Source organism: Shewanella sp. 2_MG-2023 (assembly GCF_030548905.1).
Classification (GTDB): Bacteria; Pseudomonadota; Gammaproteobacteria; order Enterobacterales; family Shewanellaceae; genus Shewanella; species Shewanella electrodiphila.
In genome coordinates, this window is sequence record NZ_JAUOSO010000009.1 from 97,310 (window position 1) to 109,157 (window position 11,848).

The window sequence follows — 11,848 nt, forward strand, 5'->3', positions numbered from 1 at the left end:
TCGCTTTTTTATTGGGTTACCGCTTTGTCAACGTAGGTATTTCTTACATCAACTAGACTAATCTTTCTTTAGTAATGCCTCAAATTGTCTCATCGCCTGTTCAAACTTGGGCTTGATAAGTAGTTGGCAATAAGGTTGTTCTGCATTTTTAGCAAAATAGTCATCATGAAAGTTTTCTGCATGATAAAAAGTTTCGTACATAGAAACTTCAGTCACAATAGGTTTTGGCCAAATCCCCTGCTGTATCAATTTACTAATTGCAATTGTCGCTTGATCGACTTGCTCAGCATTATGAGTAAATATCACCGAACGGTATTGTGGACCTTTATCATTACCTTGTTGATTCAAAGTGGTAGGATCATGAATCGCAAAAAATACCGACAGTAAGGTGTTGTAACTAATCACAGCTGGATTAAATGTCACTTGTATGACTTCGGCATGACCTGTAATACCACTGCATACCGCATCATAATGTGCATCTTCTGTTGTGCCGCCACTATAACCAGAATAAACACTCTCAACCCCGTCGAGCCTTTGGAAAACGGCCTCTATACACCAAAAGCAACCTGCACCAAATGTGGCCATTTGCATCGATTTGGCCGCTTTAGATTTCTCTGCTTCTATTTCATCGTAACTTTTAAAAACCATTGAAATAGAGTTGACACAATGACGCATATTCTTACCGGTGAGCATTTCACCTTTAAACACATGACCAAGATGACCGCCACATTCATAGCAAGTAATTTCTGTGCGTTGGCCATCTGCATCTACAGTACGCTTGATTGCACCATGTATTTCATCATCAAATGCAGGCCAGCCACAAAAAGCATTAAATTTATGTTCGCTTTTATATAAAGGCGCTAAGCATTTTTTACACAGATATAAACCTTCAGCTTCATGATTGACGTATTCTCCACTAAATGGACGTTCAGTTCCTTTCTGCTCAATGACATACTTTTCAAACTCAGTTAATTCATTCATTTGCATCGTCCTAACTTCAATCTTAGCCTTCTCACTTTAAAGCAATAGTTAAACAGATGGCAGTATGCCGAATAAAGATCACTATTTCGACTTATAAGACCGCTTTTTAGATCAAAAAATTGCGACAAAGTGTGACGGAGGTTAAAATCACATTGGGTCAAATAAAACAATAAGTAGAAAACATGAAATTAGAAACAATTGATTACCGCTCAGAGGGCTGTGCAAAGCAGTTTGTTGAGTCATTAAGAGAAACAGGGTTTGGTGTATTATCCAATCACCCAATCAGTAAAGAACTCGTCGAAACCATCTATAAAGAATGGTATGAGTTTTTCCAGTCTGAACAAAAAAATGATTTTTTATTCAAACCAGAAACACAGGATGGGTTTTTCCCAGCCTCAATTTCTGAAACGGCCAAAGGCCATAGCGTAAAAGATATCAAAGAATATTTTCACGTTTACCCTTGGGGCCGCATTCCTGAATCATTAAAAGCCAACATTCTGGCTTACTATAAACATGCTAATGAATTAGCTGCGGAATTATTAGGTTGGATTGAAGAGTATGCACCTGCTGAGGTAGCTGCAAAATTTTCAATTCCGCTGCCAGCCATGATAGCTGAAAGCGAAAAAACATTATTACGTGTTCTGCACTACCCACCAATGGCTGGCGATGAAGAACTAGGCGCAATTCGCGCAGCAGCACATGAAGATATTAACTTAATTACTGTACTACCCGCAGCTAACGAGCCAGGCCTTCAAGTACAAACCAAAGATGATAATTGGATAGATGTACCCAGTGATTTTGGTAATATCATTATTAATATCGGTGATATGCTTCAAGAAGCATCTGGTGGTTATTATCCATCAACGTCACATCGAGTCATTAACCCTGAAGGAACAGATAAGACCAAATCGCGTATTTCGTTACCACTGTTTTTACATCCCAACCCAGAAGTGGTGTTATCTGAGCGCTACACAGCAGATAGCTACTTAATGGAAAGACTACGAGAGCTTGGCGTTATTTAAGTTCTTGAGTATTTCCAATAAGTTTAAAGCGCCAAATGGCGCTTTTTTTTATCATTTAACGGCATAACAAGGTAGAATATGCCCCCTTTGTTAGTAGTGGTTTTAAAAAAGGCAAACACATGGCAATTCAATGGTACCCAGGACACATGCACAAAGCTCGAAAAGAGATTGAAGAGGCAATGCCTCAAGTCGATCTTGTCATCGAAGTATTAGATGCGCGTATTCCATATAGTAGTGAAAACCCTATGGTTTCAACCTTAAGGGGCGATAAGCCATGTATTAAACTACTCAATAAATCTGACCTAGCCGATCCTAAAGTGACCGCACGCTGGATTGAATACCTAGAGCGTGAACAAGGTGTAAAAGCAACTGCGATAACCACACTTCAACCAGGTCAAGTTAAAAGCATTCCTGATATTTGTCGTAAGTTAGTTCCTTCTCGCGACAAACTTGAAAAAGATATTCGTACCATGATTATGGGGATCCCGAATGTCGGTAAGTCCACTATTATTAATACCCTTGCGGGTCGCACTCTCGCAAAAACAGGTAACGAACCCGCTGTCACCAAGCGTCAACAACGTATCAATTTAAAAAATGGCATCGTACTGTCTGACACTCCTGGTATTTTATGGCCAAAGGTTGATAACGAATCAAGTAGTTATCGTTTAGCTGTCACAGGTGCGATTAAAGATACTGCAATGGAATATGAAGATGTCGCCATGTTCGCTGCAGAGTATTTTCTTCACGCTTACCCTGAAGAGATTTGTGAGCGATATAAACTCAAGTCACTGCCTGAAACCGATATTGAATTACTCGAAGAAATTGGCCGTAAACGCGGTGCATTAAGACCAGGCGGTCGTATTGATTTACACAAAGCATCTGAATTACTACTCCATGAATTCCGCTCAGGAAAAACAGGCTTATTGACCTTAGAAACCCCTGAAATGGCTGAGATTGAAAAAGCTGAAGTAGCGCGAGTGATGGCAGAAAAAGAAGCCATTAAACAGCAAAAAATTGAACAAGAAAAATTAAAACGTTCAGGTAAACGTCATCAAAATGGTTAACCCTAATTAGTTTTTACGTTACGATAGAACAAATAAAGGCTTATCACATGATAAGTCTTTATTTGTTAAATTAGAGAGATTATGCCGATTTAATCCGCTTTGCCAACGCAACTAAACTTGCATCCAACAAATCTAAAACCACTTCAAAACCATTCTCGCCGCCGTAATAGGGATCGGGCACTTCCATTACACCGTTAACGTCATCTGCTGCAAAGGATAAAATCAACCTCAATTTATGTTGGTATTGAGAAGGACAGCGAATGATTAAATCATCCATATTAGTGTTATCAGCTGCCAATATTAAGTCAAACTGCTCAAAATCTTGGTCTATTACTTTACGTGCTTTCATACCACTGAACTCTAATCCACGAGCCTCACCTGCATTGATTGAACGAGGATCCGGTGGGTTTCCTTGATGATAGGCCGCTGTTCCTGCTGAATCTATATGAATTTCAAGACCTAACTCAGCAACTTTATGGCGAAAAACAGCTTCAGCGCTAGGCGAACGGCAAATATTACCGAGACAAACAAAAAGTACTGACTTAACCTGACTCAAGTTTAGCGTTTGTATCGCATCAGCTTTAGAATGGGATTGGAATTCCAATACTTACTCCTTTATTTCGCTTGGAAAAATCGTAGATTTAGCGAACCTAATATTAACTAGGTTTAGATCAAAAAGCCTATATTTATTCATTCCTTAATCTTAAAAAATGTGCGAATCGTGGAATGCCGTTTTTCGTCAGCCCTAAATATTGGTAAGTGATGATAGAGCCAATAGCTGGCGGGTTAGCTCTTTGATGATCACTAAAACCACTGCCAATTTTAAACTGTTTTCCATCAGGCATTTCAACAGTGAGAGAGCCTAGTAAACCTGAATATTTTCCCTTACCTTCGTTATAAGCGATGACAATGGCTTCTGCATCGTAGCGAGGTTTGAGTTTAACAATATCTTGGCTGCGGCCCACTTTATACAAGGCCGATTTTTTATGTAGCATCAGGCCTTCAGCTTTAAGTGCTATAACACGATTAAGTTCTTGATATAGCGCTTCGTGAGTTGAGAATGATTGTTGGGGGATCATGTTTATGTACTTAGAGTGTGACGCTATTTGTGCCATGTCTTGCACACGCTGGCTAAATTCACCCTTATGTTCTGGCATATCAAAAATCATAAACTTAACTTGCCGCCACAAGGGGTTATCGACCCTCTGACTTCGCGATAGCGCGGACACTGATTCAAAATCATTACGTTTAATCCATAACTCGCCATCCAGTTTAGACGCTGGAAAGTCTGCGACAAACCAATCAGGCACTGATATCTTTCTACCAGAGCGAGACAACAGATGTTCACCATTCCAATAGCCTCTTACACCATCAAGCTTTTCACTAACAAAGTATTGTTCAACCTTGATGTCATCTTGAAACCGGCTAGCAAGTTGAATGGGAGGCTTTTCAGCTGCAAACAATGAAACAGAAAGTAATAAATAGATGGGAAGAAATATAATAGACAGTAAATATCTTTGCATAGTAGCATCCTTGCTAGTAATAATTTGAAAATGAAACCTATTGGACTTGATCAATACACTGCTGCCACAACAGCGACCATATTGAATAGCAACAGTAGTCGGCTCCTACCCTAGTTAACAGCTAGCATAGTTAACCCCAGCTATAGACAACAACTCTGACACTAAACAGCATTCAAGATAATTGATTTTAGTAAAGATTTTATATTTTGCTATGTTAAGGGCTGATATAACAATCTACCTACGTTACAAACAAAATGAGATATAGGCATAAAATGAAACCGGTAAATAATAATGGCTTTAAACGGATCATCCGAGCGACTGGCTTTTCATTACAGGGGTTAACAAGCGCCTGGAAAAATGAAGCTGCATTTAGACAAGAACTTATCTTAGCAATGGTATTACTCCCTATTGCACTTTTCACCAATGTCAGCTTTATCGAATCAATATTAATGATAATGACTTTGTTCATCGTACTTATCACAGAGTTACTTAACTCAGCCATCGAAGCGGTCGTCGATAGAATAGGTGATGAAATCCATCCTTTAAGTGGTCAAGCCAAAGACGTGGCTTCTGCAGCGGTATTTTTAAGTTTGGCATTGTGCGCTATAACGTGGGGCGCAATATTGATTAATGCTTACTTATTATAACTATTCGTCCGAATCACTCTCTTGTCATAAAGACAGCTAAAAAAATTAAATGATCCAGCTAAGATCAACGATAAATTTTATGTGTTAGTACTAGCAGAGCTTGTTCAATTTCATCAATTCGCTCACTGTTAATCCAATGCGCGGCGTAAATATGTCTGCGCATTGGCTCAACGCCTTCAACTAAAAACAGTTCAGATTGTAAAAGCTTTTCCTCAACCATCGTTTCAGGCAAAAAAGCACTACCGCCATTGCTCATTAGATAATCAAATGCTATTTGCGCAGAACTGGTATGTAGAGATGCCATGGGAAAGTATGCTAACTCTTGCGCATGCATGATATTAAAAGCGGTACCCCAATCCACTTTCACATACTGGTATTGGCTTATATCATTCACCGATAAATCAGACTTGTCAGCCACCAATATTAAATTCACGCGGTGTAGTTTAGTGATTTCGATATCATCGATACGCAGCGGATCAAAACTTAGCGCGATATCTAGCGTTCTTTCCGACAACTGTTTTGACATCACAGCCGTGGTTATCACATCAGTTCTTAAAGACACGTCTTGTAAGCCAGAACATAATGGTTGCATCAATTTATTTAAGTAGCTATCCCAAACATTGTGTCCAATACCAAGGCTAAGTTGTACTAGCTGACTGTCTGACAATGATACATCTTGCTTTGCCCTTTCAACTGCGGTTAACACGGCATTGGCATGCTCTAGTAATCGCTCACCCGCTGGTGTGGGCTGAATATTATTTCGCTCTCTATTAAACAGCGAAACACCTAACATATTCTCAAGCTGTTTAACTCTGAAGCTCACCGCGCTACGAGTTAAAAATAGATTATCTGCAGCTTTTCCAAAATGACGGGTGCGATAAACTTCTAAATACGTTTTTAATAAATCAGTATCCATAATGGATTAATACTCAAACAGGAATGTACGAGGTTATTTTAATATCGCTTTATAGCAAAATTATGGCAAAGAGTAATTAGCTTTAACACTTGTAGACGTAATATCAAATCAGCAAAAAATTGACAAACCCTCTCAATTACAAATTTTTAACACTTAGTCAAAATACTGACTGTAAATTCCATAAAATAATCAGTAAATATTCCATTAATGTTCCCTTAAACACACTGAACACTTCATTTTAAAGATTCATTAAACCAAGCCAAGCCTCACCATAAAACTCAATTTAAAGTTTTTAAAACAGGCACTTAAATTTATCATACAAATATTTAGCTTTAGCCCGATGTTTGTCGATACTTCTAAACTTTGATCTAGGATCACTTTTCAGCACATTTTAACCAACAAAGTCTTCACATTTAGTTACATAGTGCTAGTATTAGTACGCAAAAAGATATAACCCTGATTATAAAATAAAAATAAAAAGCACGTCTAACTCACAATGAGTTCATATTAAGTGCGGAGATAAAATGTTTAAGCGAGCCTCTTTAGGACTTTTAGCTGTGGTTTGTACTACTGGCCATGTTAAAGCTGACGAATACAAATTTACCCTTGGTGCATTTTACGCTAGCTCAGATTCAACGATGCTAGTGAAAAGTGCTAAAGATACGGGTAATTATTATTTGCTCGATTTTGAGGATGACTTGCTGTTAACCGAAGATCAATTCCTACCTTTTTTTGAATTCCAATATAGCTTCAAAGAACGCCACCACATTTATGTCGATTGGAAGTCATTACACCGTAATGCCGATACCCCACAGTTAGGTTTTGATATCGAAATCCCTGAGTTCGGTGATAATGATCAAAGCTATGTCATTGACGGCAGTGCTAAATTATCGACCACATTAAATATCGATATTTTAAGAATTGGTTACGGATATGATATTTGGGAAGGCAATGATTATACTGTAGGCGGCTCAATTGGTTTGCATACTATGTTTGTAGAAACCATATTTGAAGGCGACATTAGCCTCTGTGGCGAAACTAGCGAGCCAAATAGCTTGTGTGATACCGTCTCATTTACGCCTAAAGTTGTTGATAACGCGTTAACAGCACCTTTACCAAATATTGGTTTATTCGGCATGTACGAATTTTACCCAGGTTGGCAGTTTAGTGCTCATGCACAATACTTTGCTATTAAGTATGATAATTTTAAAGGTTCATTAGTCGATATTCGAGCAGGTGTTAGTGCCATGATCTGTGAAAACTTCCACTTATCTTTGGCGTATAATTATTACGATGTTGACGTTGATATTGAGCGTTCTCGTAGTATCTTGGATAAAGAATTTAGAACTTTAGATTACAATATAAATTATAGTTTTACTGGCCCCATGTTTGCCGTATCCTATTCATTCTAATGTTCAAAAAGCACCTTAATAAAGGTGCTTATATAACGTTGAAGATTAATAATTAAGTCACTTTCAAGCATCAACATTCATTAAAATTATGCCTCTTTTCTTTTGATAGTTTGCAAAGTGACCTCAACTGGTATTGAGGAATTGCATGTCAACTGATCTACTAAAATCTGCCGCTTTAAATTTAAAAAAAGCCGTTCCTTTAATGTTGAAACACAGCATTCCAACCACGCCGACCAATTATGCACTTTGGTACACATATGTGGCCGAATCCAATCCCAAGCTTAACCTTGCCCTCGATTCAGCTATTGCACAAAACCAGCAATACTCTCCTGTTTCCAGCGAATTACTTTACCGAGAACACATTTCAGATCCCGTTGAGCTAGATGTGCGTGATATGAGACAAAACCTTGATGCAATGGTTTGCGAGCTGTCTCAATCCTTAAAAGACACTAATCATGACACCAACAATTTTCAATCAAAAATCGAAAAGGAATTTAGTAAGTTAAGCGAACTTGAAAGCAAAGGCTTTTCACTTGAACAAGTTATCAAGGTCGTTCGCAATATCGTCAGTGAGTCAGCAAATATACATTCAAGTACCGTTAGTTTTACCCAGCAATTGGACAAAGCACAATCAGAGATAAATACCCTCAAACAACGCCTAGCTGAATCTGAAAAAGATGTTTTATTTGATGCATTAACTGAAGCATTAAACCGCCGTGCATTTAACGAAGATATTAATGCCCTTATCAGTCAATCTCCGTCAGGGGCTTGTTTGATCATCGCCGATATTGACCATTTCAAACAATTCAATGACACCTTCGGCCACCAGCTGGGGGATTTAGTCCTCAAAGTAGTATCTAAACGGTTACAGGAGTCTTGTCGTGATGGGGTTAAACTTTACCGATTTGGTGGCGAAGAGTTTGCAATTTTATTGCCTAACAGCAAACAACGCATTGCAAGACAACTGGCTGAAGCCATGCGCCGCTCTATAGAAAAACTGAGCGTCAAAGACCGACGCAGCGAAACACGTATTGATAATATTACTGCTTCATTCGGCGTCAGTGAATGGAAAGAAAAACAAACAACCAGTCAGCTGATTGAAAGTGCTGACAAGTTGTTATACGAAGCAAAACGATTAGGTCGTAATAGAGTGATGCCCATTTCAAATTAAACGATGACCACTGTTTACTTTCTTGGCCGTCACCACATAGCGATAATCGCTGTTAGCAGATAAATCTTCAAACGGATAACACGTTATTAAAGTTAACTGGTTATCCGTTGTCATATTAAGTACCTCAGTTTGTGTTTCGTGAACGATATCAATATGCGTGATTAAGTAGTTCTGCTGCATTCCGTATGATGTTTCAAGCTCAACAATGTCCCCTTTTTTCACTTGTTGCAGTGGTAAAAAATGAGTATCTCTATGCCCTGCAATAATGGTATTACCTTGCTCACCCACTCCAGCGCCACTTAATACTAAGCTTGGGCCAAATGCTAAGTTTCGCCCTGAAGCCCCCGCGAGAACAAACATTGGCTGGCCTATTGGATATAAGTCAGTTTCTTTATCTGCGTATAATTTTAACTTAGCCACAGGGTGTGTATCTGCCCAGCTCCAAGGTTTATGCGGTAATTGATCTTCTAAGGTTTTACTCCATGCCTGCTCAATCAAATATTGAGCAAAATTAGCTTTAATTTGCATATACGCTCCTTGCGATAAAAAACTCACTCCTATCAATGCCACACAACTCGGAATAACCCATTTAAATGACATCATAAGACCCGCCTTGCTCGTTATTTTTGGGCAAAATGAGTCGCTGCGCGGGTAACAAACCTTTTAGCCACAGGCCATGTAGCAAAGCAATGATAAGTAGGCTTAGCCCGATTAAAATGTTTAGCCGACTAGATGTTGCTGTTTGAGGCAAAACACCTTGAGGTCTTTTCCAGCCATCAGGCATATGTCTTTTCACCTGTTGATTGCGATTAAATTCGGCCATAGGGTTCACAGGTGTTTTATCAACCGCAACTAGGCTTGTTTGCGATGTGACTAAATGATATTTCATTCCCAATGCCTCCACTTGCTTTTTCACTCGCTGTAAGTTGCTGCGACTTTGGGTGGCTTCAATGGCATCAATTTGCGCATTTGCCCAGATTAAATCCAGACCCGCTGCTTGTTTGGGTGCATTACGGTTTATCTGATGTTGCCAATATTGTCCTTGGCTATAACCTGAAACAATTAAATTTTGTTGGTTATATGAAGGCGATTTATAACTCACTAATAATGGTTCATCTTGATATAAATCGGGGATCTGAGCAGGCCAATAATCAGGTACTGTGCCATCTTGATAAGTTAACTTAATATCTGTACTCACTGGTTTCTCGATTTTAGCGAGTAATTGCGAAATTTTGCTTTTTACTTCAGACGTTTTACCAATGTATGTATAAGTACCGCGCCCAAACATAGCTGCACGTTCCATAAAGTATGAATTAGGCGCCGAACCGATCCCTACAGTGAATAACCTGCTGTCGCCTAATTCAGCTTCAATTTGCTGAAACAAGCCATGCTCATTACTCACCGCACCATCAGTGATAAAAATAACTTGCCTTAACAACGTTGAATGCTCTTGTGCGCGATTAAATTCATCCTCGTGATTTCCAGCTTGATTTGCAGCGTGAGTCAAAGACACTGATAAGGCTTTACTGATTTCAGTCCCACCATTGGCTTCAAGTTGACGGACAAACTGATTAGCTTTGCCGATATTGCTACTTGAGCCTACTAATGATTGTTCAGATAACTGACTCGTCGCGTGATTAAACTCAATCACATTGAATTTATCTTGGCTGGTTAATCCTGCAAGCGCATAAAGCATCGCTTGTTTGGCCTGTTCTAAAGAGCCGCCTGACATTGAGCCTGAAGTATCAATCACTAAAATTAACTCTCGTGGCACGTGATGTTTACTGATGTTATCGTTTGTATTTGGGTCCCTTTGAACAGATTGGTTTTGATTTGACGCTGTTGGAGGTGTCAGCATGACTAAACCATATTCCACTTGATTAAGCTTTGCCTTGTTATCAATATGCTCATTACTCTTTTTATTACTATTTTTATTACTATGTTCTTTACTCTGTTGATTAACGACTTCATGAGTCTGACCTTGCTGAGTAAACACTGCTGTCAGCGGCGATAAGCTTTCATTAGCCTGGGCTCGCCAGGTCAGCACAAAATCTTTATTGGCTTTTTGTTGCCCCACAAGCGATATTTGCCATTTATCCCCTGCACCAACCTTTTTAATCTCTTGGTATGGACTGTTGATATCTGCAACATTAAAGCCTGCTTCTAATTCCACTAGTAAGTTGACCGTTACCCCGTCTGAGTTTTTATCATCCGGCTCGTAATCAATCTCACTTCGATCGTCTGCCTCTGGGTACAATAAAAATTCAGGTGAAAAACTTAACAGTGATGACGGCAATGTTGGCGATAAAGATTCATACGATTGTTGCGATAATTCAGACGTTACAGTCACCCCATTTAATGGCTTATGATTAACAGTCTCGCCATCAACCGCCGAAGTTCCTGGCTTATATCTAGGGTTAATCGTCATCGGAAATCGTAAGCTAAACTCACCGTCTCTATAGCGCAGTTTTTCTTGATAACTAATTTCAACCGTTAATGTTTCCTTCGGCCCAAGATTAGCGACTTCTGTGGTAAATATATTAGCGCGTTGCTGTGATACGAGACTGGCTCTTTTCCCCTGAGCTTTTGCTTTTTCAAATGTGGCTTTAGCTTGCTTTTTAGGTTGAATATCGCCTTCAATAACCCGCTCGCCGATAATGAGGCGCATTTGATCAACCGCACTATTAGACGATAACGGGAAAATATAACTACCATTAATCCAATCACTAGATTGGTTTGTGAAGGTTTGCTTAACACTCACCCTATTTGTCCAGCCAGAGACTTTCATCCTGACATCAGTTTTTAAAGGTAAACTTTCAAATTGCTGACCATTAACCTGATAACGCAATATTCCTTGGGTCACTTCGGATAAGTCATTTCCTTTATGCTCAGAGCCAGTATTTCTGCGATCTGATGATCCCATAGCATGCACTGGAAACAACACATTCAAAACCATCAATGCCAACAGAATTAGGCCTGAACAGCCATAGGCTGCTAGATCAAGCTTGTTGGTGGTATTGCTAATTATAGGTATTTTCCTGTTTCTATAACGGGTTAACCTTTTCATCGTTTCTCTCCTTGAACTCGGTACTCCCTTCGATGAAACGCTGCC

The 11,848-nt window shown here is 39.3% G+C and carries 11 protein-coding genes; 5 read left to right on the forward strand and 6 right to left on the reverse strand.

Annotation, left to right across the window (positions count from 1 at the left end; translation table 11 throughout):
* Positions 1–57 precede the first annotated feature (57 nt).
* Positions 58–981: a bifunctional methionine sulfoxide reductase B/A protein gene (locus Q4600_RS10810; protein WP_102529314.1), complete on the reverse strand. Its 924-nt coding sequence runs from the start codon at positions 979–981 to the stop codon at positions 58–60.
* 182 nt (positions 982–1,163) lie between these two features.
* Here Q4600_RS10810 and Q4600_RS10815 point away from each other — a divergent pair, with 182 nt between their 5' ends.
* Entirely contained in the window at positions 1,164–2,003 is an 840-nt protein-coding gene (locus tag Q4600_RS10815; RefSeq protein ID WP_229370384.1) for an isopenicillin N synthase family oxygenase, read from the forward strand.
* A 119-nt stretch (positions 2,004–2,122) separates the two neighbouring features.
* On the forward strand, positions 2,123–3,067 hold the full coding sequence (gene ylqF, locus Q4600_RS10820) for a ribosome biogenesis GTPase YlqF (RefSeq protein ID WP_229370387.1): 945 nt from the start codon (positions 2,123–2,125) through the stop codon (positions 3,065–3,067).
* A gap of 79 nt (positions 3,068–3,146) precedes the next feature.
* On the opposite strand, the gene Q4600_RS10825 is transcribed toward ylqF, so the two are convergent.
* Together Q4600_RS10825 and Q4600_RS10830 are read right to left on the reverse strand one after the other, a co-directional pair.
* On the reverse strand, positions 3,147–3,623 hold the full coding sequence (locus tag Q4600_RS10825; RefSeq protein WP_303516276.1) for a low molecular weight protein-tyrosine-phosphatase: 477 nt from the start codon (positions 3,621–3,623) through the stop codon (positions 3,147–3,149).
* Between the two features lie 130 nt (positions 3,624–3,753).
* Positions 3,754–4,590 (reverse strand): DNA ligase, encoded by an 837-nt coding sequence (locus Q4600_RS10830; RefSeq protein ID WP_303516180.1) that lies wholly within the window; start codon positions 4,588–4,590, stop codon positions 3,754–3,756.
* Between the two features lie 272 nt (positions 4,591–4,862).
* Here Q4600_RS10830 and Q4600_RS10835 point away from each other — a divergent pair, with 272 nt between their 5' ends.
* On the forward strand, positions 4,863–5,237 hold the full coding sequence (locus Q4600_RS10835; RefSeq protein ID WP_102529310.1) for a diacylglycerol kinase: 375 nt from the start codon (positions 4,863–4,865) through the stop codon (positions 5,235–5,237).
* Between the two features lie 64 nt (positions 5,238–5,301).
* Here Q4600_RS10835 and Q4600_RS10840 read toward each other — a convergent pair whose 3' ends face one another.
* Entirely contained in the window at positions 5,302–6,153 is an 852-nt protein-coding gene (locus Q4600_RS10840; RefSeq protein WP_303516185.1) for a LysR family transcriptional regulator, read from the reverse strand.
* A 524-nt stretch (positions 6,154–6,677) separates the two neighbouring features.
* Between Q4600_RS10840 and Q4600_RS10845 the strand changes: the two genes are divergently transcribed.
* Together Q4600_RS10845 and Q4600_RS10850 are read left to right on the forward strand one after the other, a co-directional pair.
* The gene (locus Q4600_RS10845) at positions 6,678–7,565 is read left to right on the forward strand and encodes a hypothetical protein (protein ID WP_102529308.1); all 888 of its coding nucleotides are present in this window, start codon (positions 6,678–6,680) and stop codon (positions 7,563–7,565) included.
* A 145-nt stretch (positions 7,566–7,710) separates the two neighbouring features.
* Entirely contained in the window at positions 7,711–8,736 is a 1,026-nt protein-coding gene (locus Q4600_RS10850; RefSeq protein WP_102529307.1) for a GGDEF domain-containing protein, read from the forward strand.
* On the opposite strand, the gene Q4600_RS10855 is transcribed toward Q4600_RS10850, so the two are convergent.
* Positions 8,728–9,339, reverse strand: a complete 612-nt coding sequence (locus tag Q4600_RS10855) for a class GN sortase (RefSeq protein WP_303516190.1) — start codon at positions 9,337–9,339, stop codon at positions 8,728–8,730. The two genes, Q4600_RS10850 and Q4600_RS10855, sit on opposite strands and share 9 nt — an antisense overlap.
* Positions 9,326–11,803 carry a marine proteobacterial sortase target protein gene (locus tag Q4600_RS10860; RefSeq protein WP_303516193.1) on the reverse strand — a complete coding sequence of 826 codons (2,478 nt, stop codon included), beginning with the start codon at positions 11,801–11,803 and terminating at the stop codon, positions 9,326–9,328. Before Q4600_RS10860 ends, Q4600_RS10855 begins: the two co-directional genes overlap by 14 nt.
* Between the last annotated feature and the right edge of the window lie 45 nt (positions 11,804–11,848).

Coding starts and splice junctions, on each gene's coding strand:
- Q4600_RS10810 (WP_102529314.1), bottom strand. CDS start 981: ATGAATGAATTAACTGAGTTTGAAAAGTATGTCATTGAGCAGAAAGGA.
- Q4600_RS10815 (WP_229370384.1), top strand. CDS start 1,164: ATGAAATTAGAAACAATTGATTACCGCTCAGAGGGCTGTGCAAAGCAG.
- ylqF (WP_229370387.1), top strand. CDS start 2,123: ATGGCAATTCAATGGTACCCAGGACACATGCACAAAGCTCGAAAAGAG.
- Q4600_RS10830 (WP_303516180.1), bottom strand. CDS start 4,590: ATGCAAAGATATTTACTGTCTATTATATTTCTTCCCATCTATTTATTA.
- Q4600_RS10835 (WP_102529310.1), top strand. CDS start 4,863: ATGAAACCGGTAAATAATAATGGCTTTAAACGGATCATCCGAGCGACT.
- Q4600_RS10840 (WP_303516185.1), bottom strand. CDS start 6,153: ATGGATACTGATTTATTAAAAACGTATTTAGAAGTTTATCGCACCCGT.
- Q4600_RS10845 (WP_102529308.1), top strand. CDS start 6,678: ATGTTTAAGCGAGCCTCTTTAGGACTTTTAGCTGTGGTTTGTACTACT.
- Q4600_RS10850 (WP_102529307.1), top strand. CDS start 7,711: ATGTCAACTGATCTACTAAAATCTGCCGCTTTAAATTTAAAAAAAGCC.
- Q4600_RS10855 (WP_303516190.1), bottom strand. CDS start 9,339: ATGATGTCATTTAAATGGGTTATTCCGAGTTGTGTGGCATTGATAGGA.
- Q4600_RS10860 (WP_303516193.1), bottom strand. CDS start 11,803: ATGAAAAGGTTAACCCGTTATAGAAACAGGAAAATACCTATAATTAGC.